21 protein-coding genes, 1 tRNA gene and 1 riboswitch are annotated in these 22,792 nt (G+C 63.3%); of the genes, 16 read left to right on the top strand and 6 right to left on the bottom strand.

The window, feature by feature from the left end:
• The gene (locus DX923_RS11060) at window positions 1-1,497 is read right to left on the bottom strand and encodes an alpha,alpha-trehalose-phosphate synthase (UDP-forming) (protein ID WP_116114902.1); all 1,497 of its coding nucleotides are present in this window, start codon (window positions 1,495-1,497) and stop codon (window positions 1-3) included.
• A 287-nt stretch (window positions 1,498-1,784) separates the two neighbouring features.
• Between DX923_RS11060 and DX923_RS11055 the strand changes: the two genes are divergently transcribed.
• The 8 genes from DX923_RS11055 (at window position 1,785) to DX923_RS11025 (ending at window position 10,103) form a co-directional block, all read left to right on the top strand.
• Window positions 1,785-3,437 carry a serine/threonine-protein kinase gene (locus DX923_RS11055; RefSeq protein ID WP_116114900.1) on the top strand — a complete coding sequence of 551 codons (1,653 nt, stop codon included), beginning with the start codon at window positions 1,785-1,787 and terminating at the stop codon, window positions 3,435-3,437.
• 598 nt (window positions 3,438-4,035) lie between these two features.
• Window positions 4,036-4,190: riboswitch (cyclic di-AMP (ydaO/yuaA leader) on the top strand.
• Window positions 4,191-4,200: 10 nt separating this feature from the next.
• Complete coding sequence (locus tag DX923_RS16945) at window positions 4,201-5,073, top strand: transglycosylase family protein (RefSeq protein ID WP_116114898.1); 873 nt, start codon at window positions 4,201-4,203, stop codon at window positions 5,071-5,073.
• A 241-nt stretch (window positions 5,074-5,314) separates the two neighbouring features.
• Window positions 5,315-5,387 (top strand) — tRNA-Thr (locus DX923_RS11045).
• A 316-nt stretch (window positions 5,388-5,703) separates the two neighbouring features.
• Entirely contained in the window at window positions 5,704-6,108 is a 405-nt protein-coding gene (locus DX923_RS11040; RefSeq protein ID WP_240322604.1) for an antitoxin HicB, read from the top strand.
• Between the two features lie 1,487 nt (window positions 6,109-7,595).
• Window positions 7,596-7,736 carry a hypothetical protein gene (locus tag DX923_RS16215; protein WP_162872919.1) on the top strand — a complete coding sequence of 47 codons (141 nt, stop codon included), beginning with the start codon at window positions 7,596-7,598 and terminating at the stop codon, window positions 7,734-7,736.
• Window positions 7,737-8,648: 912 nt separating this feature from the next.
• Complete coding sequence (locus DX923_RS11035; protein WP_162872918.1) at window positions 8,649-8,990, top strand: hypothetical protein; 342 nt, start codon at window positions 8,649-8,651, stop codon at window positions 8,988-8,990.
• Between the two features lie 184 nt (window positions 8,991-9,174).
• Window positions 9,175-9,744 (top strand): NADPH-dependent FMN reductase, encoded by a 570-nt coding sequence (locus tag DX923_RS11030; RefSeq protein WP_162872917.1) that lies wholly within the window; start codon window positions 9,175-9,177, stop codon window positions 9,742-9,744.
• 167 nt (window positions 9,745-9,911) lie between these two features.
• The gene (locus tag DX923_RS11025) at window positions 9,912-10,103 is read left to right on the top strand and encodes a hypothetical protein (RefSeq protein ID WP_116114889.1); all 192 of its coding nucleotides are present in this window, start codon (window positions 9,912-9,914) and stop codon (window positions 10,101-10,103) included.
• A gap of 298 nt (window positions 10,104-10,401) precedes the next feature.
• Here the strand turns inward: DX923_RS11025 and DX923_RS16210 are convergent, their stop codons facing one another.
• On the bottom strand, window positions 10,402-10,653 hold the full coding sequence (locus DX923_RS16210; RefSeq protein WP_162872916.1) for a hypothetical protein: 252 nt from the start codon (window positions 10,651-10,653) through the stop codon (window positions 10,402-10,404).
• A 356-nt stretch (window positions 10,654-11,009) separates the two neighbouring features.
• Between DX923_RS16210 and DX923_RS11020 the strand changes: the two genes are divergently transcribed.
• Window positions 11,010-12,233, top strand: coding sequence for a helix-turn-helix domain-containing protein (locus tag DX923_RS11020; RefSeq protein ID WP_162872915.1), 1,224 nt, complete (start codon window positions 11,010-11,012; stop codon window positions 12,231-12,233).
• 168 nt (window positions 12,234-12,401) lie between these two features.
• Here the strand turns inward: DX923_RS11020 and DX923_RS11015 are convergent, their stop codons facing one another.
• Window positions 12,402-13,649 (bottom strand): S1 family peptidase, encoded by a 1,248-nt coding sequence (locus tag DX923_RS11015; protein WP_116114884.1) that lies wholly within the window; start codon window positions 13,647-13,649, stop codon window positions 12,402-12,404.
• A 205-nt stretch (window positions 13,650-13,854) separates the two neighbouring features.
• Here DX923_RS11015 and DX923_RS11010 point away from each other — a divergent pair, with 205 nt between their 5' ends.
• The 4 genes from DX923_RS11010 to DX923_RS10995 all read left to right on the top strand — a co-directional run bounded on the left by DX923_RS11010 (window position 13,855) and on the right by DX923_RS10995 (window position 16,964).
• Window positions 13,855-14,322, top strand: a complete 468-nt coding sequence (locus tag DX923_RS11010) for an NUDIX domain-containing protein (protein WP_116114882.1) — start codon at window positions 13,855-13,857, stop codon at window positions 14,320-14,322.
• Window positions 14,323-14,566: 244 nt separating this feature from the next.
• Complete coding sequence (locus DX923_RS11005; RefSeq protein ID WP_430732275.1) at window positions 14,567-14,929, top strand: DUF485 domain-containing protein; 363 nt, start codon at window positions 14,567-14,569, stop codon at window positions 14,927-14,929.
• Between the two features lie 2 nt (window positions 14,930-14,931).
• The gene (locus DX923_RS11000) at window positions 14,932-16,572 is read left to right on the top strand and encodes a solute symporter family protein (protein WP_205413026.1); all 1,641 of its coding nucleotides are present in this window, start codon (window positions 14,932-14,934) and stop codon (window positions 16,570-16,572) included.
• Window positions 16,573-16,778: 206 nt separating this feature from the next.
• Window positions 16,779-16,964 (top strand): hypothetical protein, encoded by a 186-nt coding sequence (locus DX923_RS10995; RefSeq protein ID WP_162872914.1) that lies wholly within the window; start codon window positions 16,779-16,781, stop codon window positions 16,962-16,964.
• Here the strand turns inward: DX923_RS10995 and DX923_RS10990 are convergent.
• Entirely contained in the window at window positions 16,955-18,166 is a 1,212-nt protein-coding gene (locus DX923_RS10990; RefSeq protein WP_116114874.1) for a glycoside hydrolase family 76 protein, read from the bottom strand. The genes DX923_RS10995 and DX923_RS10990 overlap by 10 nt on opposite strands.
• Before the next feature lie 134 nt (window positions 18,167-18,300).
• Between DX923_RS10990 and DX923_RS10985 the strand changes: the two genes are divergently transcribed.
• From DX923_RS10985 to DX923_RS10975, 3 genes are all read left to right on the top strand, one after another.
• The gene (locus tag DX923_RS10985; RefSeq protein ID WP_162872913.1) at window positions 18,301-19,215 is read left to right on the top strand and encodes an SHOCT domain-containing protein; all 915 of its coding nucleotides are present in this window, start codon (window positions 18,301-18,303) and stop codon (window positions 19,213-19,215) included.
• Between the two features lie 76 nt (window positions 19,216-19,291).
• A complete protein-coding gene (locus tag DX923_RS10980; protein ID WP_116114870.1) occupies window positions 19,292-20,533 on the top strand; it encodes a methyl-accepting chemotaxis protein in 1,242 nt (413 codons plus the stop codon).
• A 246-nt stretch (window positions 20,534-20,779) separates the two neighbouring features.
• A complete protein-coding gene (locus DX923_RS10975) occupies window positions 20,780-21,136 on the top strand; it encodes a hypothetical protein (RefSeq protein ID WP_116114868.1) in 357 nt (118 codons plus the stop codon).
• Between the two features lie 220 nt (window positions 21,137-21,356).
• Here the strand turns inward: DX923_RS10975 and DX923_RS16205 are convergent, their stop codons facing one another.
• Both DX923_RS16205 and DX923_RS10970 read right to left on the bottom strand, forming a co-directional pair.
• Entirely contained in the window at window positions 21,357-21,719 is a 363-nt protein-coding gene (locus DX923_RS16205; RefSeq protein ID WP_162872912.1) for a hypothetical protein, read from the bottom strand.
• Between the two features lie 104 nt (window positions 21,720-21,823).
• On the bottom strand, window positions 21,824-22,684 hold the full coding sequence (locus DX923_RS10970) for an alpha/beta fold hydrolase (RefSeq protein ID WP_116114866.1): 861 nt from the start codon (window positions 22,682-22,684) through the stop codon (window positions 21,824-21,826).
• Window positions 22,685-22,792: the final 108 nt, after the last annotated feature.

Below are 22,792 nucleotides of genomic sequence, written 5' to 3'. Positions count from 1 at the left end.
CTACGCCTTCGACAGATGGTGACTGGCCGACGGGCGCCGCTGCTCGGACGACGGACGATGCGGTGCACATTCCAAGGCGTCGAGGAAACGTCCGGCCCAGCGCTGGACGTCATGCTGTGCCACCCGCTTGCGCAGCGCCCGCATCCGGCGCCCTTTCTCCCGGTCGGTGGCCGTGGCCGCCCGGATGATGGTGTTCTTCAACCCCTGGATGTCATGCGGATTGCAGAGGAAGGCATGGGTGAGCTCGTCGGCAGCTCCGGCGAATTCGGAAAGAACCAAGGCTCCGTTGCCGTCGTGGTGACAGGCCACGTACTCTTTGGCGACCAGATTCATCCCGTCACGCAGCGGCGTGACCAGCATCACGTCGGCGGCCTGGTACATCGCGGCCATCTCCGCCTGGTCGAAGCTCTGGTGCAGATAATGCACCGCCGTCGCCCCGATCCCCGAGTAGTCGCCGTTGATCTGACCGACCGTGAGCTCCACCTGGTCACGTAGATCCCGGTAGGCGTCCACCCGTTCACGGCTGGGCACGGCCACCTGCATGAAGCAGACGTCCGGCGGAGCGATCTTCTCGTCCTTGAGCAGCTCCTGGTAGGCCTTCATCCGGTGGCGCAGACCCTTGGTGTAGTCCAGTCGATCGACCCCCAGCATCAGCACCCGCGGGTTGCCCAGGGACTCCCTGATCTCCTGGGCCCGGGCCATGACCTCGGGGCTACGGGCCAGCCGGTCGAGCTGCTCGGTGTCGATCGAGATCGGAATTCCTGCGGCTCGCACGAGTCGGGTACTGCCGTCGGCGTCCGTGGCGGTCACCGTGTCCCGCTTGGTGGGCAGGCCACCCAGCTGACGGCAGGCTCGGATGAAGTTGCCCGCATCGCTGGGCTTCTGGAAACCGAGGAAGTCTGCTCCGATGAGACCGGCGATGAGTTCGGCACGCCACGGCAGCTGAGCGAAGAGTTCTACCGGCGGGAAGGGGATGTGGTTGAACCAGCCGATCCGTACATCAGGACGCAGCTGACGCAGCAAGGCGGGCACCAGCTGGAGTTGGTAGTCGTGGATCCACACCGTCGCGCCGGGTGCGGCGACCTCGGCCAAGGCCTCGGCGAACTTCCCGTTGACCCGGCGATAAGCCTGCCACCAGCGTCGGTGGAAGGTCGCCGGCACGATCACGTCGTGGTAGATCGGCCAGAGGGTGTCATTCGACAGCCCCTCGTAGTAGTCGGCGACGTCCTCGGCGGTCAAGGCCACCGGGACCAGGTACATGCCGCCGTCCTCGAAGGGTTCCGGAGCTTGACCGGCGTCCCCGGCCCAACCCACCCAGGCGCCTTCGCGGCCGCGCATGACCGAGTCCATCGCCGTCACCAGGCCGCCGGGGCTGCGCTGCCAGGACGAGCTGCCGTCGGGTTCTTCGTGACGGTCCACCGGAAGCCGGTTCGCTGCTACGACGAAGTCGTAGGTGCGAACGACTTTCCCGGGGATTTTCCCGGCATGCTCCTTCACGTGAAACCACTCCTCACCGAACACCGGCCGAGCGCTGCTCGCTCGAAAGGCCTTGTGTCCCCTGCTCCCTGGTAGTGACACTCTACGGTGAGCGGGTGAGGTCGACGGGGGACGAGAAGGACGAAACTCCGGCGGAGTGCGCCACGGTCCGTCGAAGGTGCCGACGGTCCACAGGGGGACCACCCTCAGCGAGCGCACAGTGAAGAGACGTACTCTTGGGCTGTTTGGCACTCTGATACGAGTGTCCTGATGACCGCAGGGGTCCACGGTCCATATCGGGAGGTGACATGAGCGCGACCGTCGGTCGTGGTCCGAGCCCCGGCGCAGGTCGGTTGGGCCGTTATCGGCTCTGCTCCGAGCTGGGCCGCGGTGGCATGGGTGTCGTGCATCTCGCGTTGGACGAGGAAGGCCAGGCTGTGGCCATCAAGGTCCTGCGTGATCATGTGCTGGACGACCCTGCCGCTCGTGCGCGTCTGTCTCGTGAAGCTGATCATCTCTCCCGGATCCGTCATCCCGGGGTGGCCGGCATCATCGATGCCGATGTGGAGGGGGCTCGCCCCTATGTGGTGACTCGGTATGTCCCTGGCCCGTCCTTGGAGCAGTACGTCGCTCAGCACGGGCCGTTGAGTGCGCCCAAGCTGTTGGGCCTGGCGAGGGATCTGTCCGCCGCTCTGTCCGCGGTGCACACCGCCGATGTGGTCCATCGTGATCTGAAGCCGGGCAATGTGCTGATCCATGACGGTCGCGGGGTGTTGATCGATTTCGGGATCGCGCATGGTTCCGGTGATGTGCGGTTGACGTCGACCGGGTTGGTGATGGGTACGCCGGGGTTCTTGGCTCCGGAGATTTTGGACGGGGCCGATGTCACGCCGGCGACCGATTGGTGGGCTTGGGCGGCGACCTTGGCTTTCGCGGCATCGGGCCGGGTGCCTTTTGGCGATCAGCCGGTGGACGCGGTGTTGGCTCGGATCCGTGCGGGGGAGTGCGATCTGACCGGGGTGGATCCGGAGTTGGCGCCTTTGTTGCGGGCGGCGCTCGATCCGAGGCCGGGGGCTCGGCCGACTCGTGAGCAGATCTTGTACGAACTGGAACGTTATGCCTCCGGTGGTCGTAAGACGGCGGCGATTCCGGCGATGCCGGTGACTCGGGCGCTTCCGGGTGCTCCGCCGACCGCGGCTGCACCGGTGGTCGCTCCAGGCGCGACCGCGGTGGCGCCGACCGTGTCCAAGCCGCAGCCGCAGGCACCGGTGGCAGCGCCCTCGGCTCCGGCTCAGGCCTGGAAGCAGGCGGTCGATCGGGCGCAGCCGCTGTGGGAGGAGACTCTCGGTAAGGCGCAGAAACATCGCAGTGTCGGGTTGGTGCTCTGTCTGGGTGCTTTGTTCGCCGCGTTGACCTTGGCTGCTCCGGTGAAGTCCTTGTTGTTGGCGGTGGCTTGGACGTGGTTGGCCAGGTCGGTGGAACGTGCGGGGCGGCTGTTGGGCCGTCAGCGCAGTACGCACGGTGTGCGTCGGTGGGACACCACGAAGGCGCTGTTGCTCATGCCGTTGCATGCGGTGTCGACGGTGGTGAGTGCCTTGGTGGGGGCTTTGGCTCCGACCGTGGCGGCCTATTGCGCGGTGCTGGGGTGTATCACCTTGCAGAAGACGGGGATTCTTCCGGGGTCGCCGTTCGACCCAAGTGCTCCGGGGCCGTTGTTCGTGGGTGCGGTCACGGCCATGGTGGTCTTCTGGTGGGGCACCGGGAGTGAGCATGTCCGGTTGGGGACGCGTGCTGTTCTGGACAGTGTCGGTGCATGGCGTTACGGGTCGGTGTGTGCGGCGGTGCTGTTGTTGGGATTGGCCGCAGTGATTGCCTTGATCTCGCAGTCGACGGGTTTCTTACCTTCTTGGGAGCCTTTGTCCGGTGACCCCTTCGCGTGGTTGCGGAAGGCCTTCCGCTGAGGAGGCGGGCGGGTGGCCGAGAGCTCCCGCCCTCTTTTTCGTCCGGGGTGGGTGCGGAGTCGTTGAACTTTGTCGGTACCTCCTCGGTCGATTCCGAATCGTAATCTTTGGAGAGGAACCCTGCCGCGAACAGGTCTTTTGTGGATCTGGCCGGGACGCAAGTCGATTCGTTGATACTTCACCTGCGCTGGATGTCAGCTGGGATCAACTCGCGAAACGATCGGCGAAGAGCGGGGCGACTCTCGAAATACGGACATAATTCCGGCCGTTTTCTGAGATTATTTTCAGGTTCGGTGTCTCGCGGTCGAGTGGGGATCCGGAACGGAACATGCCTCTTGCCTGCAGAATTGCCAAAGGGGGCGGCGAGAGGCCCGCGGATCCGGATGATCGACGATGCGGAATTGAGACTCAGCAGCGCCCCTGTCGTTACGCTGAAGTCGTCTCAACCGCGTGTGAGTGGCCGTACTTCCGAGCTCCACAACCCGATCGTGGACGGCTCGGGCGAACGACGTACGGTATTCAGCCAGTACAACTAAACTGCACAACCAACCGTTACACGTGTCCGGTGCGCCCAACATTCGTCGGCGGACACGGTCGGCCTCCGGGTCGGCAGAGACGATGACGGGGAACCCACCGGCACCCGCCGGACCGCCGTAGCTATGACGGCTTGGGGTGAAGCCGACTCCGGTCGGCCGGGCACCTGGCAGCCCGAACCCGACAGCTGACCCCGTAGGCGCTCGTCAGGAAGGACATTGAGCAGCACATGGCCTATACCCCTAAGCACGCTTCCCCTCGCCGTTCAGTCCGCCGTACCGTCAAGGCTGGCGCCCTCGGTGTCGCCACGGCCACGGTCGGCGTGGGCATGGCCGCCATCCCTGCGCAGGCAGCCCCTGCCGGTGGCAATGCCTGGGACCGTCTCGCCCAGTGCGAGGCCGGCGGCAACTGGCACATCAACAATGGCAACGGTTACTACGGTGGCCTCCAGTTCTCCTTGCGCAGCTGGCAGGGTGCGGGTGGCTCCGCTTATGCGGCACGCCCGGATCTGGCCAGCCGTGAGGCACAGATCGCCGTCGGGCAGAAGCTTCTTGCCATGCAGGGCCCCGGAGCCTGGCCGGTGTGTTCGGTCAAGGCCGGTCTGACCAAGGCCTCCGGTTCGGTGGGCGGCGGCGCCGTCGCCAAGCCGGCCGCTCAGGTCAACCCCGCGCAGACCAGCGCCAAGCCGGCTGCGGCGACGAAGCCGGCCGCGGTGGCCGCCACACCCCCGAAGGCTGTTGCCCCGGTGAAGCCGGCATACGGCCAGTTGAGCTCTGCGGACACGCAGATGGTGCAGCAGTGGCTCGGCGGCGAGACGACCGGAACCTGGGACAAGGCAGCCCTGTCCGCCTTGCAGGCGCGCCTCGGCGTGACGGAGACGGGCAAGACCGACGCCGCCACGATCGCCGCCACCGAGAAGCTCTTCGGGATGAAGGCTTCCGGGCTGGACTACTTCACCCAGCCGATGCTGGTCTCCCTCGCGGCGCACGCTCGTGCGGAGGTGGCTGCGGCGAGCCTGCAGTCGCTGATGCTGGCTGCTGAGGGTGGCAACATCTCCCCGGAGACTGTTGGCCTCAACGCCGACCCGGTGGCTTACAGCTGAACTGGCTCGACATCTTCCGGTCGTCACCGCGGCTGACCGTGGTCCTCACCTCGACCGGACCGTCGACTGCTTTACCCGTAGTGGGTGCGCCTCCAAGCCAGGGGAGAGGCGCACCCACTACGGCGTTCCAGGGTCCGGAGCAGCGACAGCAACAGGAGAAACACTCTCTGACTGCCTGCGATTTCGGCTGCTCGACAAAAATCGTCTAGTCTGAACCAGGCTTGCCCAGTGCAAGCCGACTGCTGGAGTGGCGCAATTGGCAGCGCACCTGTCTTGTAAACAGGTGGTTGAGGGTTCGAGTCCCTTCTCCAGCTCCGCAGCTCAGAGGCGGTTTTCCCCTGCAGGGAGAGCCGCCTCTAGCCGGTTTTCTGGGGTCTTGTGTGCAACAGTATGCGCACAGACCGTGAACGCCACGCGAGGCCCTGGTCTTCTTCACAGTCATGCTTGCGGTGACGACGATCGTGGCGGCGTTCCATTGCTCGTAGTTGACACGGACGGTCCCGTGTGGGGGCGTCCGTCGCGACCTCATGCCGTCTGAGGCTCCTATTGTGGTGCTCCCGCGAGCGCGGCGTCGATGTGTGAGAAGAGCTGGCCTGCTTGCCCAGCGTTATGTGGCTGTAGATCGTCGCCGTGATCGTCGGGTTTGAATGTCGCAGCACCTTGGAGGACGCCCGGATGCCGCCAGGACGGTCAGGAGGGAAGGGGGGCTGGGAACTCCACATCGACGGATACGGAGTCACCCAGTCCCGCACGCTTGACCAGAAGGCCGTGGAGCGTGAAGTCCACGATTACATGACCCTGGAGACCGGCCATAAATGCACTGCACCGGTCGCACTCACCATCGACCTGGACGGGTACGAAGCGAAAGTTGCCGCTGCGCGAGAGTCCACCGAAGCGGCTGCCAAGGCGTCCCAGGATGCTGCCGCACAAGCTCGGGCCGTTGCTTCGGAGTTGCGGAGCATGGGCCTATCGGTCACAGACTCCGCCGTCGTGATGGGCGTCTCCAGGGGGCGAATCTCCCAGCTCGTCGGCTGACATAGCAGGGTCCAATGAGCACTACGAAGTACCGGATCATCCAGACTGCCGGATACGCCGATCACCACGTCGGAACCATCATCAACGGTAAGTAAACAAAACCCGGACCCTCTCCTCGCTTCATCATGGATAGGGGGCGGCTGCACAGTAGGCGACCGCTGGAGGTCACCATTCCCCAACCATCCTGATCGAGAACAATCTAAATTCAGAATATCACCCATTGCGGGTTTAATTCGCATAGGCCTTGCCGTTCGTTCCATGAAAACAATTTCATTTCCCCGGCATGAAGATGATCGACTTTCAGTATTTGCAAACTCCTGTTATGGACGTAATCTTCGAGGCGTGCGGTGCGAAGTAGACGTCCAGCACAAGAAGCAACATGGAAGATGTTACGAATGGTCCGCCATCGTTCCTCGCAACATGGCTTACGTCTGTAGTCTTTTGGTGACTGCAACGGGCCATGCGCGCGGACCTGCATGACAGAAGGCTCTGGCCTTGGCCAAGATAAACCCTGCCGTGAGGGCCATTACTCTTGGTGTGGAGCTCGCCTTCTGGGCATTCGTCGGGAAGAATTACAGGTAAAGTTCTGTTGGGACCAATAGGAAATTCTGTTGAGCCCAACCCAAGAGTTGGAAGCATTAGGGGCTCGTCTTGAGAAATCCCAATGATTCATCTGCGGCGCCGCCAATGCGCAGATTGTCTGCGGTGAACTTCTTCATCTATTCGGCTTTAAAACTGTTGGCTTTGCGCTCAATTTTCTTGGCGTTATCGAAATATTCGCCACAGTGATTTACTTCAGTAAGACCAATGGGGGCACTGGGTGCGTCCCGAAATATGAAACCGCCAACAAGGCGGTCGGCGCCATGGGTGTATTGGCCGGTCTTTTCCTATCATATTATTTAGATAACTGGTTTTTATTGGGCTCTCATTTGTGGGAGTGGCTGCCTTGAGGACTAGAAATCCTTCTAGCCAATAAAATTGGGTAAAGGGATGAAGGTTCTCCGCTTCCTCACGGAGAGGAAGTCGGAAGCCTTTCACGGGTTCATGTCCCCTGGGTAATTATCTGCAAAGAGTGGGTCGTTCAGTAGGCAGGGAGGATTCTGCCTGTGCTGAGGGTGCACCAATGGATCGCGTGCGTACCCGCACCTGCTATGGCTTCCCGGTCGCGAGTCAGCCGGTGGACGATCCATTTGCTCGAGCCCTGTGGAGCGTTATAGAAGATGGGAACTTCTTTCAGCGGTTGCGGCGGGTCTAGTTTGGCTCGATCGATGGCAGGCAGAGCCGTGAAATCGCGTTTGGCGTCGTGACCGCGGACGAGGACAGATGGGCGCTTTGGAGGGTGCGGCATCAAGGGTGCTTCGCATCCCTTCTCCAGGTTTACCTCTGACCAGCGGTGGTGCTGTGAAGTTGCTGAGAAGAGAGTGCCTCGATTCGGTCAGAGGAGCGTCATAAATCCCACCCTGGCCGATGGGACAGCACCGCGTGAAATGACAGTGTCCCCCGCGATCTTCGAGGCACATGTCAGCCGTGTCGTGGCCTCCTGGCGCGGTGGAGCAGCGGGTGACTACACGATCAAGCTCAGACGGGTAGAGATCGGCGAGCTGACGATCAACCGGGAAGTGGTGTGACTGTCATCGACAGCCACTCATGGCGTGGCCGGGGGCGCAGGTGGAGCCACGGGTGGAGCGGCAGGAGGCTTGGCCGCCGGGGGTTTAGGGGCAGGAGGCTTAGGCGGAGCAGGTGGAGCTGCAGGTGGCTTGCGCCCAGATAGATCGGGCGGTCGATGCATGGGCGCAGCGTCCGAAGGTACAGGCATCAGTTCCGGTGTCCTGACTGGCGGGGGAGTCGGCGCCTTTGAGTGCGGACCGTACCCGGGTGGTGGAGCATCCCTGCACCCGTAAACACGCAGGCCACCATTCGGGCAGGCCATCAGACGAGCTCCGTACTCATCTGCTCCGACCTCGGAGCTCGCCGTCCCGTCTGGCAACGGAGAGTCGTTGTAGGAACGGCTCTCGGCAGGAATCTGAGCGGCTCCTGCTGGAACAGGCGCTTCGCTCAGTCTCGACGGAGCTGCTGTCGTTGGTGCGGCAGATGGGTCAGCGGTCACGGTGACGACTCGTGAGGGAACTCGCTCAACGGCGGAGCACCCTGTCAAGGAAGCTAGGGTCGCCACCATGGACAAGGCCATTATCGAACGAGATGTCACACTCACGGCCTGCATGTTACTCCTGAACGAGACGACCGTGGCCGCGCCTTCCTCGGTAGGAAAAGGAAGTGCCAAAATTGCGCTGAGATTGGCAGCTGTTGTCCCCATGACGCGGAGACTGTCGATTTTATATGCAGGTGGATGGCGACGCTCCGATTTTTTAAAGCGGAAAAAATTCACAAAAGGTAGGTTCAGGTTTCTGAGATGATAGATTATCGGTCTCACATTCTGTGAATGCCGATCACATCTGTTAATCTGTCTTTGGTGTTTCTTTCGGGAAATATCTTGAGGGTCCTGTCAAGTTGATGACTTTCTAGTGGTGGTACGGGTAGCGATGAAGAATCCTCGAAAGTTGATCCTGGGCACCGGTGCTGTCGTGATCGTCGTGGGCATTGCGCTCTATCTGAGCGGGTGGCAGTTCGTGGGGTTGTGTCTGGCTGCGCTCGGTGCTGCGGATGTCCTTGTTGCTTCCATGTTCTCCCGGCGCCTTTCGTCGGTGCCCGGGGAGGCGCCGGATATGAAGCACGAGACTGCGCATCGTGCGGTTGATGTGGCAATCGTGCTGGGCGGGTTCTTCCTGGTGTATTGGACCGAGAACTGGTTCTTCCTCGGATATTCAATGGGTGGCCCAGTTGCTTTCCTGGTCAGGAATCGTCCGCAGCCCTTGGCTGGCTGACTCGGCTGCTGCGCGAGCGTTGGCTCGCCCGCCGTTGAGTCCGGCTGCTCGCACCTCATTTGCGTGACATGTCATGCATCTGTCAGGATGGTGCCCGACGAGCCGCCCCCTGAGGGTGCAGGCCCGTCCGGAATATCGCGCCAACCTCCCGGCCTCCAGGCCGGAACCATCGATCGGAGCAACAGTGACCCACGTCGTGCTGATCCCCGGCAGCATCCGTGCAGGATCGTTCAATGCCGCCGCCCTGGACCGTTTCGCCGACCTCGTGCTGGCCCAGGAGCCCGACACCCGCATCTCCCGGATCGACATCTCCGCGCTGCCCTATTACGAAGAAGGGCTCGACGCCGCCGACACCTCGGCACCGGTGCGCGCCGCCCGCAACCTGGTCGCCGAAGCCGACCTCGTCGTCATCGCCAGCCCCTCCTACAACGGCCAGGCCCCCGGAGTACTGAAGAACACCCTCGACTGGCTCTCCCGCCCCTACGGCCGCAGCTGCCTCGTCGGCCGCCCCATTGCCGTGATCACGGCTTCTCCCGGTCCGCGCGGCGGAAAAGACGCGCAAGCCGGCTTGATCCAAGCGCTCCAGATCTCCGGAGCTGTCGTGCTGCCGACCACCGCAGCGATCGCTGGCGCGGCTGAAGCCCTGTCCACAACGGTCGCGGACACCGCCCCTGAAGCTCTCGCGCAGCTCTCCGCAGTGCTGGGCGAGGCCTTCGGGTACCTCGCCCAGGAAGAACACGCTCAAGCCAGCTGAACCACCGGTGCGTGCTGCGGCTCCCTGCCCCCAGCGATATGCCGCAGCACGTACAAACCACAGGAACGGCCCTCCCCAGGGCCGTCTTTCACGAGACCGCGAGACGGAGCAATCGCAGCTGGCCCTAGGCTGCACCTCGGAAACACTGGCCGCCGAGGGAAGCGAAAATGCGCCAACCGCTGATGCACTTCGGGATCTCGCTGATCATCCTGCTGACCGTCGACCTGACGATCCACATGCTTCCGCTGTGGGCCTGGGCTCTTGCCCTGGCGCTCTTCGCGATCTACCTGGTCAGTGCGTTCATCCTCCTCAGGGTCGAGCGTGGCTTGCGTGAACACGAAAGCGGTATCGGGCGATGACGCTCTGGGCTTCAGTGAAAAACGCATTCAAGCAGGCCTCCCGACATGCGACAGCAGGAGTAACGTACGGGGGCGTGAGAACTGGAAAAACGTTGGCGGTCATCTGTATCGGGTCCGCCAGCATCGTGCTCGCCACTGGATGCAGCTTCAATCGGACACGTACACCGGTCAGGGCTACCGTCACCATGTCAACGGCCACCGAGGACGCCGTCGCCGAAATTCCTGGAGAAGCCGGATCGCCGAGGCACGGGATCGCGGCACCCGGCGCGTCTCCGGGCAAGCGGGCGACCCGCACGGCTCACGACGGCCACCACCCAGGGGCGTCAGGAAAACAGGAGCCTCGACCGGCCAGCTCGATCCCCGGCCAACGCGGTGTCAACCCCAGCGGTGCTTGCTCGAGCGGAGCCACCGCGGGGCCCGGCTGCCCCAGCGCGACGCGCCCAGGAGGAAACCAGTCGGCCACAGTGAAACCTGCGCCGATCCGCACAACCCACCCCAATCCGCCCGCAGCGCCGGCACCACCGGCCAAGCCCAGCGCGCCGGCGACCACGAGACCACCGGCACCGACCGTGCCTGCGCCGGTCGTCCCTCACGCAGTCCTGCAGACACCTGCCAGGCCCGCCGTCTGAGCATGGCGAAAGCCCTTCGTCAGGGCCAATCTCCACGAGCCAGAGGTGAGCCCACAACGGCAGGTGCTTCAACGTCGCCCTGCTGATCATGTGGACACGACTCGCGGGCGGCTGGTTGAGGCGAGGCCACCGGTTCTTCAGTCACTACGATGGCAGAAGAAGAAATAGGGATCATGACGTGTTCCTGGGGTAGGGGTCGGAACTAGTCATGCAGCCTAACGGTTTGTCAAAAGAGGAACCCACAGCGGGTTCTCTCTGTTCGTCTCTGGGGGTTGTCATGTTGTCCTTCGGCAGTCGCCTGCGCGCGGCACGCCTCGAAAAGGGGATGTCGCAGGAACAACTGGGTGCGCCCTTGTTCTCCCGCAGCTACATGTCGCTGGTCGAGTCGGGGCAGCGGCCACCGACCCACGAAGTCATCGTGCACGTCGCCGAACGGCTCGGGCTCGACCCGGTCATCCTGGAGAAGTGGCACGCGCTGGAAGGGCAAGCCTTCGACATCGAAGTAGCCATAGCCCAGATCGAGGTGCTCTCGGCCTTCGTGGAGAACGACTTCGACGATGTGCGTACCTGGGCGGGTCGCTTGCGTGCGCTCACCGATGACGAGCAGCGGCTCGGACTGTGGTGGGTCTCCTCGTACGTACGTATCTTGTGCGACTTCTCCGCAGGGGCCTACTCCTCGGCGAAGGAGACCGCTCAATCCCTACGGCAGCACATCTCCAGCTCGCTCTCGCCGCAGTTGTCCGGACGGGTCGACTCCCTGCTCGCCCAGATTCTGCGGGCCAATGGCGACCTCGAGGAAGCCGTGGCCGCTGCCGAATCCGCCGTGGGAGCGCTCTCCGGCCTGGATTCCACCGAATCGGCGTATATCTCCTCCCGGGTGGTGCTCGCTTCCTGCCTCGGAGAACTCGGCCGCACGGATGAAGCACTCGGCCATCTTGATTCACTCGGGCTGGTCTCGCCGGACAAGGTGAGTCAACTCGACTGGGGAAAAACTCACTGGGCGCGAGGGAACCTCTATTTCCTCAACGGAGACCATGCCGCCGGATGCCGCGAACACGATCTGGCCATTCCGCTGATCGACCCGGTACGTCACCTCCGCTTGTGGGGGCGGCTCCACCGCTCGTCGGCGACGATGCGGATCAAATCCGGCGGGCCGATCGACGACGTCCCAGGCCTGCTTGCCAAAGCCGACATGGTGGAACAGATCAGTCCGACCACGACCGGAATGGCCGAGCTGACGATCGCTCGCGGGATGTACTGGGCCGCCCGCGAGGAATGGAATGCTGCCTTCACCGCATTGCATGCCGGATTGATCGACGCGGAAGCTCTCGCTCCGCAGACCAGGGCTGACGCCTATGAAACGCTCGGCGAAGTGACTGCTCGCTGCGGAAGGGTGGCCGAAGCCGCTGATCATTTCGCGCGAGCTACGGCCTTGTTCACCCAAGTGGGGGCACATGCCCGTGCCGCGCAGATCCGGGAGGAACGACAGCTCTCGTGGTGAACAGCCGGCCTAGCCAAGGCCGAGGCTGGCGACAGGTGACATCTCGGAGTCGTGGCGCAGGCCCTGCATTGAAGAAGCCCACCATGGGTATGGCCCCCGAACCGTGAGGTCCGGGGGCCATACCCAGTGGGAAGAACTCGTCAACGAGTCAGGCGATCCATCAATGGATCAGTAACGGCCGCCCTTGCGGTTGTCGCGGTTGCGGTCGCCGCCACCGTTGTCGCCGCCACCTTTACCGTTGTGGGTGGTGAGCTTCAGGCCGTAGTCCTTCAGGATCGGGTTCAGCGGCTGGAAGTAGGCCACGTTCGGGCGGCCGACCTTCTCACCACAGGACTTGTTCGGTCCGTAGCCAGCGCCACCACTGGTGACACCCTGAGCCTGGTTGCCCGCGATCCAGGAGCCACCGGAGTCGCCACCCTCGGAGCAGACGTTGGCCTGGGTCATGCCGCGGACGATGTCCTGGCCGCCACCGGGCTTGCCGTAACGCACGGTCACGTTCTTGGCCTGGATGACGCCACAGGTCCAGCGGGTGGTGCGGCCGGACTTGCAGACGGTGGCGCCCACGGGTGCCTCCTGGCTGCCGGAAACCGCAACGGCCTTGCCGTTCCAGTGGTCGACAGCGCCGACGCCGTTCCAGCCGTTCTCCATGGTGCTGTAAGCCATGTCAGGTCCGGGGAAGTTGTACTTCACCGGCTTGCCCAGGTTCTGGCCGTTGCGGCGGAAGGCCTGGCCGCCAGCTGCACAGTGACCAGCGGTGATGAAGACGTTCTTGCCGTCCTTGCTGGCAGGGAAGCCGACGGAGCAGACGCTACGACCGAACTGGATCTCCTGGCCGCCGTAGAGGTTGGCCTGGGCCTCGATGGTGGCTTCGACTTCCTGGACCTCAACGCCCTGGACGTCCTTGACCTGCTTCTTGGCCTCTTCGGCCTTGTCCTTGGGGACGGTGAGGACGACGACGTTGCGCTCAACGTCGACGTAGGAGGCGGCCATCTTGTCGCCGACCTTGTCCTCAGCGTTCTTCTTGGAGTCGCTCAGCTTGGAGGCGGAGTTCTTGACGACGCGGACGTCGGCGTTCTTGTCCTTCTCCTTGACCTTGTCGACAGCCTTCTCGTCGGTCACGGTGACGACGAGCTTGCCGCGCTTCTGGTCGATGAAGCTTCCGGCGGTCTTGTCACCGAGGTCGCCCTCGATGTCCTTCGCCTTCTGTGCGTGTCCGTCCTGGTCCTTGACGCGACGCTTGGCTTCTTCGCCGTCGAGCCCGTAGGACTTCGACAGCCATTCGGCGGACATCTCCTGGATGGTGGAGAGTTCTTCGGACTTCTTCTCGTCAGCGGCCTGGGCGGTCAAGGGAGCGGCAGCAGGGAGAAGCGCCGCGCTGGACAGCAGGGCGAGAGTCGCTCCGATGCGCTTATTCATTGAGGGGGCCTTCCTCGGAGGGTGAGGGGAGTGGTTCGTCGAGGACTCGATGAACCGGCGGAAAGAATGCCTTTGTTGACTTTTTTTGTCAACAACCTCGACTTGGACACAGGTTCAGGAATATAGTTGCGCCCCCTCTGGAACCGTGTCACCTCGGTGGCGCGACGGACGGGGAGGGGTGGGGCAGGCTGGTCCTGTGACAGCCATGAATAACTTCTGGGTATCAGCTGAGCTGCAGTTATCGGCCAGCGCGCTCCTGTTCGACGGACTGGGAAGACTGCTCGTCCTGAAGCCCACGTACAAATCGGGCTGGACCTTGCCCGGTGGGATGTCCGAATACGGGGAGACGCCCTGGGGGGCTTGTCGTCGCGAGGTGGCAGAGGAAACCGGATTAACCCTGCTGGCAGGGAAGCTCGTGTGTGTCGACACCCGGCCGGAGCGTCACGGTGGTGCCCTGGGTCTGCGGTATCTCTTCCGCGGGGAGGTGCTGTCGGACGACGAGGTGGACCGAGTGCGGGTACAGCAGGGTGAGATCTCAGATTTTCGTTTTGTGACCAGGAGCGATGCGCTCTCGATGTTGCGCGCTCCGGTGGCCAGAAGGGCGCAGATCGGGTGGGATGCGGAGCACTGTGTCTACCTGGAGGACGGGCATCGAGTGCCGGGAGTGTGTTGACCAGCGCGACAGCCCTGAGGAGTTGTCCGGCTTGTGCGGTTCCTGTCTGAGCCGTTCATCCGGCCGTGTTGCCGCTGAACGAAATTCGAGTCCCCGCTGGGCGCTGTGAATAATCTTCCCGTCGCGAGACGGCGTTGTCCCGAAGTATGGAATGCCGCTCGTCGCGCATAGTGATTTGAGTCACGACGCGACGGGGGTGGGCGTGGCTAATCCCCAGAACCTCGAAAGCACTTCGGAGGCCATCGTGAACCATCCCCAGGGCACCCCGTCAAGCAACCAGCGAGGCAGTGATCCAACCGTGACCTACCTGGCTGTCCAAAATACGGATGAATTTCGTGAATTGCGCAGAAGGTTCAGACGATTCGCGTTCCCCGCGACCGCCTTCTTCCTCATCTGGTACTTCCTCTACGTCCTGCTGGCCGCCTATGCGCCCGGATTCATGTCCATCAAGGTCGTCGGTGCCGTCAACATCGGCCTCCTCCTCGGACTAGGACAGTTCGTCACCACCTTCGCCCTCACCATCGCCTACGTCCGCTGGGCCGGAAGATCCTTCGACCCCCGCGCCGACGCCATCCGTGACCACATGCACCTCAGCGGAGGACGATGACGATGCCCACCCCCGCACCCACCGCAGCGGACACCGTCGGCAACCCCCTGCTCAACATCGGGATCTTCGCCCTCTTCGTCGTCGTCACCCTCGTCGTGGTCATCAAGATCGCCTCGGGCAAGAAGAGCGCAAGCGAGTTCTACACCGGCGGCGCAACCTTCTCCGGCAGACAGAACGGACTCGCCATCGCCGGCGACTACCTCTCGGCGGCATCCTTCCTCGGCATCGCCGGAGCGATCGCGATCCAGGGCTACGACGGCTTCCTCTACTCCATCGGCTTTCTCGTGGCCTGGCTCGTCGCCCTGCTCCTCGTCGCCGAACCCATGCGGAACACCGGCAGATTCACCATGGCCGACGTCCTGTCCTTCCGGCTGCGCCAACGACCCGTCCGGATGGCCGCCGCGATCAGCTCACTCACCGTCAGCTTCTTCTACCTCCTGGCCCAGATGGCCGGGGCCGGAGGACTCGTCTCCCTGCTGCTCGGCCTCGACAGCCTGACCAGCATCCGCATCGTCATCGCCATCGTCGGCGTCATCATGGTCGGCTACGTCATGATCGGCGGCATGAAAGGCACCACCTGGGTGCAGATCATCAAAGCCGCACTCCTCATCGGAGCCACCGCACTCATCACCCTCTGGGTACTCGGACGCCACGGATTCGACTTCTCCGCCCTCATGCAAGCCGCCGTCGACAAAGCACCGAAAGCCGGCGAGAAACTCCTCGAACCCGGCCTGAAATACGGCAAGAACGACATCACCAAACTCGACTTCATCTCCCTGTCGATGGCACTCGTCCTGGGCACTGCCGGACTTCCCCACGTCCTCATCCGCTTCTACACCGTGCCCACCCGAAAAGCGGCCCGCACATCAGTGGAATGGGCCATCTGGCTCATCGGCGCCTTCTACCTGCTCACCCTCGTCATCGGATACGGAGCCGGCGCACTCGTCGGGCCCGAACGCATCCACCGAGCCGCCGGAGGCGCCAATTCCGCAGCACCACTCCTCGCCTACGAACTCGGCGGCTCCATCCTGCTGGGCGTCATCTCAGGAATAGCCTTTGCGACCATCCTCGCCGTCGTCGCCGGACTCACCATCGCCACCTCGGCGACCTTCGCCCACGACCTCTACAACCAAGTGTGGAAACGCGGGCGAGCCACCCCCGAACAAGAAGTCAACGTCGCCCGATGGTCAGCGCTCGCCGGTGGCGCCATCGCCATCGTCGGAGGGATCACCGCCTACGGCCAGAACATCGCCTTCCTCGTCGCCCTGGCCTTCGCCGTCGCCGCCAGCGCCAATCTGCCCACCATCCTCTACAGCCTCTTCTGGAAAGGCTTCAACACCGCAGGCGCGCTCTGGAGCATCTACGGCGGGCTCGGCAGCGCGCTACTCCTCATCTTCCTCAGCCCCGTCACCTCCGGGAAAGTCGATGCCACCGGGAAATCACTGTCGATCATCACCAACCCGGCCATCGACTTCGCGGTCTTCCCCCTCGAGAATCCCGGCATCATCTCCATCCCCCTGGGATTCCTGCTCGGCTGGATCGGATCGATCACCAGTCGAGAGCACGACGCCGACAAATGGGCCGAGATGGAAGTCCGTTCACTGACCGCTGCCGGCTCCAGCACCGATGTCGTCAATCACTGAACACCTCGGCGACGCAGAACCCCGGGCGTACCTACTCCTTATTAATAAGGGACGAAGCCGCGACCACTCTTGGCGGGTATAAGGATCCACCTGAAAAGGTCAAGGGATCGTCAAGAATGTCACGACAACCGTCCTACTCGCCGATGAGGTTGATACCAGGGTGAATCGCCGTCAGCCCCGGTATCGGCCCATCGGTGAGGGAGAACATGATGAATACACGCCACGACGCCGCCGTCCGCGCCACCATCCGCGGTGCCTCCGGGCGCAGGTACCACCTCAAGACCCGTACCGAACAAGGCAGTCGGGAATGGTACGTCGGCTCGGAGAACGGTAGCTGGGGATCGCCCTTCGTCAACGAACCCAGCGCTCGGAAATGGGCTCGTCAGCACTGACGGCCGTACCAGCCCGCAGCCACCGACGCTGCGGCCTCCACGATCGTCCACCCCTGGACCTGAGGGCTGAACTCCAGCGACGAAGGCAGTGTGCCCTCCACCTGGAGTGGCGCCGTCGGGTCCACCGGGAAGACCCGCCCCCGCCGCGGAACATCCACCAGTACGCTGCCCTGCCACCACGACTCGGCCGATGCCCCCACCAGAGCAGCGGCCTGTTCGCGCACCGGCACCGGAAGGGCCTGTGTCAACGCGGCCTCCGCCAGATAACGCGCCAGGATGCCCGTGAACAGGCCCGCGTCACCGTCCCCGAAGGCCCGCAAGACCGTGGAACCGGGAGAACCGGGCACACACAGATGACGAGCCACCGATCCCACCAACGCTGCAGCCCTCGACAACGCCCATTCGTCCCCGATCGCCAACAAGGCTCCCAGCAGCACCCCCTGGTTGTACGAATACACCGTGTCGTCGACCCGGCCGTCCAACCAGATGGTGTCCAAGGCCAGCCCCCGGTCCTCGTCGAACAAGGTCGCGAAGACCCACGCCACCACCTGCCGAGCCCGCTCCACGTCCCCGGAACGTGCCCACCCGATCGCCGCTGGAGCCGACGCCGGCACATTCTTCCGGTCATGACGGCGAGTCCAGAAGACCCCACCGCCCAGATCGCCGGTCTGCCCCTGGCCCATTCGGGAGGACAGCACCCGGAGCAGCTGACGTGACCGCCACGATGACGGCCAGCCCGCCTCCTGACGCCACCCCTCCAGACGCCCCACCGCCAACCACAACCACGCCATGTCGTCATAGAAGTCATTCGTGAACCGCCCGCCATTGCGCAGCCACATCGTGTCCACCAGCCGTCGAGCCAACCGCTCGTAGGCCCGGGCCCCGGGCTCGTCGCCGGAGCGGATGTGCCGCCGTCCGGCATCGACCAGGACATCCAGATAGTGAGCCTGCCACCAGTAGTTCCACGTCCACTCGCCGCGCGGCGGACGCGGCGACGAGATCGCCCCCAGATGAGTGCCCGGCAGCCCCCACGCCCGAGCACCGAACCTCGGGATCACGCTGCGTGCCGACTCGTCGGCACGCCCTGCCCACAGCTGTGCAGCACCCGGGTACGACAGCATCTCCGACCCGCCGGTCAAGGGGCCGTCGGCAGAAGAGCCATGAGGTGCCGACGACGGAGGAGGAGCCACGAACCTGTCCATGCACCCAGCTTGCCGACAAGAAGGTCGCCACGCTCGGCCAGGACTGGCAGAAAGCCTGTCGTGAGCTCGTCTCAGAAACGGGCAAACCCGCGAACAACACTCAGGTTTGGCCGATTCCGTCCGTATCAAAGGCCGTGAGCGAACTGCGTCGAGATATCGCGGAGGCGGCCGCACGAATGGTCGTGACCTTCGGCACGCGCTCAGCCATGCGCGACCTCGCCGAAGAACTCGGGGCCGAGGAACAGGTCGTAGAACTGGCTGCCTGCACCTACGCCGGAGCCGCAGGGCTCGTCGCCCTCACCACCGAGCGGGTCATCGCGATCCGCGACGACTACAGCAAGCACCAAGTGCAGTTCGTGCTCATCCGCGAAGTCGCCACCGTCGACTACGACCCGACCGTCCACGACGGATTCGCCCTCTTCAGTTCCTCCGGCAGGCTCGTCGTCCGCAAGATGCGCCGCGAAGACGGCGACCGCCTCGTCGACGCCCTGCTCACCCGCGCGCCACATATCGTCGTCCACGTCACCCGGCCCGGTGGTGGCGCAGCCAATGCTCAGGAACGACTCGGCCGACACCGGAAACCCGCGAGCATCCGCCCCGGCGATTCCGGCCGGGCACAGCCACGCGCCGTACCCGGAGCCACCCCCGACCCCTTGGTCGCGCCGAAGCTCCCACCGGCGATCGCCGCACAGGCCAATGCCGCCCAAGCAGCCAGCCAAGCGGTGAACCCGCAACCGAATCCCGCAGCCGCAGGGGAGCCGGGCCACCAGGCAGGGGCAGCTGGAGCCGGAGCCGTCACCGCAGGGATACCCACGGTTCCTCCCGTCGGGCCGCCCGGGTCCACCCCCGGCGTCGGAGGTGCTGCCGCGCCGACGGCCACGGCATCCCAGGCGACCATGCCCGCGCCCGGCCTCGCCCAAGGCGCCGCCGGGCGCCCGGCCACCGACAAGGAGATCCTGCTCGGCGTCCTGGCCGATCTGCACGCCCAAGGCGTGCTCACCGCAGAGGAATTCGCAGCGAAAGTGCGCCAGATCGTCAACCAGCCCTGAGTCGCGGAAAGACTCAGCTGAACGGCGATCACGCCGACTGGTGATCTGCCACCGCCCCAGGAGTAAGGACCTCCCCGTGCTGCTGCGTTTCTCTCCTCGTGCCACCAATGAGCGAGCCTCGACAGGCCACGCCTCCGAAGAGACCCTTCGGACACTCAAAGTCGGCGGAGAGCAGGTCAAGACGGCCTCAGTCGATCTCACCGAATGTCTCGCCAGGCTCGCTGTCGCCACCGAAGAGACCGCGCACACCGCCCACTCCATGTCGGCAGCCACCGGAACCGTTGCCGACGAAGCCCAATCGGTGGCCTCTGCCACCGAGGAGATGACCGCAGCGATGCGCGAGGTGTCCCAGGCGGCAGCTCAGGCCACGGTCGCCGTCACCGACGCCAGCAGAGCAGCCCACGAAGTCCGTGGATCCGTCGAATCACTCACCGAGTCGACCGGCCAGATCGACGGCGTCGTCAAATCGGTCTCCAGCATCTCCGACCAGACCAGACTGCTCGCCCTCAACGCGACCATCGAAGCAGCTCGCGCAGGGGAAGCCGGGAAAGGGTTCGCCGTCGTCGCCGAAGAGGTCAAGAATCTCGCCGACGAGACCACCTCGGCCACCACCGAGATCGCCGACAAACTCGCTCAGCTCGCGGAACACAGCGAAGCCGTCCGCGAAGCGGTCCTCCGCATCGATCAGATGCTCCAACAGGTCGAACGGAATCAGGCCTCCATCGCCGCCGCGATCGAGGAACAGAACACCACCATCGCGGAGATCACCCGATCCGCAGCCAATGTCGCCGGAGCGACCTCAAGTCTGCGCGCCGATGTCGTCTCCTGTGTGGACACCACGGAGTCATCGCACGCCAGTCTCGAACGTGCCCGTGAACAGATGACCAGGATGGAACATGCCGTCGAGGCGCAGCAGGTCACCATCGACCGAATCGCAGACGGTATCGTCCTCCATCCGCTGCGAGCGGGGATCTCGGCCCACGCCGCCTGGAAGAAACGCTTGCGCACCGCCATCGACACCGGAAGCCTGCCTGCCGGGGTCACCGTTCAATCGGCTTCCCGGGACGACGTCTGCCCCTTCGGGAAATGGCTCCACTCCGGACAGGCCGACGCCCTCGACCGGACCCGCGCTGCCGAGACCAGAGAAGCCCACGCCCGTTTCCACCAGGCTGCAGGCCAGATCCTCGCCGAAGCAGCCGCCGGACGTCGACGTGAAGCGGACGCCCTCATGTGCGACACCGACGGCTACGCCGGGATCGCCATGCGCCTCACCGACGACCTGACCGCGTGGGCTGCCGAGGTGGAGACGCACCACTGATCACTGCGCCGGACATATCTCAGGAAGAACGATGAGCTCTCTGACCTCCGACAGGCCCCGCCCATGCCAGCGCACCGGAATGGCCGTACGACTTCGCCGCGACTCGGTGGACCCCTGACGGCCCGAAACCTTTGGGGTCCGCATCCCTGAACGTTTCTCCTCACCTGGTCAAGGTGTGCGACGTCGTGCGACGGTCAACGTGAAAGCTGCGCCTTCAGGGGCGCAGGTCAGTCCCTAACCGGGCAGGTGGATGTCCACGCCTTCTCGACGGTGCCTGCCGACTGGTACTCCTCGACGAGGACGGTCTTCACCGGAAGAAGCTCCGGATACGTCGACTACGGCTTCTACATCGCCAGCGGTGGGCGCGGTTATGGCACCTGGCTGGCTGGGATGACTTTCGGCGGAAGCGGATACGGATGGGCGGGTGATCTCCAAGTCCTTGCTTCCAGCACGACTGCCGGGACCAGTGCCCAGATGAACAAGATCATGACCGGTTACACCAGAAGAGCGCCGCTGAGCACGGTGTCCTACCCCTCACGCGCTCTACCACCACATCGACTCCAGCGACATCGCGCCACGTACCGATGCGGTAGCCACTGCTAACGCCTGGACGGCCGGCAGCCCGTCGATGACGGTCACAGTGCAGACCGGAAGCCAGCTCGCACCCGGACCGGCAGCGCCTGCGGGGAGCCTCCCGGCGTCAATGCCATAAGCCTTCAATGCTGTAACAAGTGATTCGTAGGGCTATATCGACGGCTCGTGGGCTATCTTGCTCGCCCAAAAACAGGTCGCCACGAGGTCTCCCTATTATAAATCAAGGATATCAACCGGGAACGCCACTGCCGAAATAGTTGTAGCCTCCACGGGAACCCCGCATAAATCGAATAAATAAGTGCGCCTGTGCTCGGACTATCGCATCAGTGGAGACTGAAGAGTCTTGCAGGTAAATATCCGTGAACTCAACGACGCGACCAATCCAGGAAACAATTACGTCAGGGTGTGACGCCGTAAACCAATATTGCCAGAACTGATGTCGAATCAACTCCTTATCGCTATCGCTGATCCGGCATAGCTTGCCCATGCGATCTAATCCGCCCTCACGCATCATACCCCGGATAGTGTTAAGTTCGTCTACAACAGCTTGGACTGTCATACGCAATTCTGCAAGGAATAGCTTTTCTTTCACGGATAGATCCGTCACGAACTGGTTTATCTACAGTATCAGGCGGGCAACTCCCTAGCTCGCGAAATGCCATCTGGAGATCGGTCTGTGTGGGATTGGCCAAAATATTAAATGACCTCATGCTTTCCTGGAGCCAACCGTGCAACGAAGCTTCGCAGCATTGACTGGAAAGCATCGGGATTGTCCCAAATGAGTTGGTGACTCGATCCGGGAACCTCGTGAAAGAAAACGTCGCCCCCGGAGTAGCTCTCCACTTCTGCAGCCACGCTTGGGGGCGTAAGGGGGTCAGCGTCCCCTACTAGAACCAGCAACGGTTCGCGCACTTGCCTAAGGTTCTCGCGCAGGTCTAGGTCGCTGAAGGTGGACATGAAGTGTGCGTTCACCTCGGGGGTGTGAAGTTGTGAGTCTATGATTCTCGTCAATACGCCATCTGGCGCTCTCAGTCGCGACAAAGGAGCACAGACCCGCCCCCATTCGGCCTCTGCGTCTGCCGAAGGATAGTTCAACAAACGCTGCATGACATTGGCGGCTTCTGTGCCGCCGACCACTCCGTAGCGCTCCACGATTTCAGCACCGTCTGCACGGCGCGCAGATGATCCCACAATGGCGCCGCCTAGAACTGTTCCTGGAAATCGGGAGAGATAGTCTAGGGTCACAAATCCACCAAAGGAAGTGCCAACTAAAACTACATTCGTGAGCCCCAGCTTCAGAATAAACTGCTCTACATCCATAGACCACTGGGCCAACGTCCAGAAGTCAGCTGAGGACCGGTCGCTTCGTCCGTGTCCTCGTTGATCTGGGACCACTACATCGGCCCACTCGGCCGAGGGACCTAGGAAATACCGAAGCTGGTCTCCGTCTATTCCCGGACCCCCGTGCAGACCGACGAGCGTTATCCGATCGTGCTCGTACGGGCGGCAGCTGGTGGCTGTGAAGTAAATTCGTGAGTCATTAATCTCGACGTACATATTGAGCGTTTCTTCCTTTAGTGATCTTCAGCGAGAGTCCGATGGGGAATAGTGTCGTCTCTGTCGCTAGAGCTACGTGCGGTGAAGATAAAGATACGCTATAGGTTC

Origin of the sequence: Austwickia chelonae, assembly GCF_003391095.1 — a bacterium.
In the GTDB taxonomy this organism is placed as follows: Bacteria; Actinomycetota; Actinomycetes; order Actinomycetales; family Dermatophilaceae; genus Austwickia; species Austwickia chelonae_A.
The sequence above is the reverse complement of the archived record's forward strand: the minus strand, read 5'-3'. Positions and strand labels throughout refer to the sequence as shown.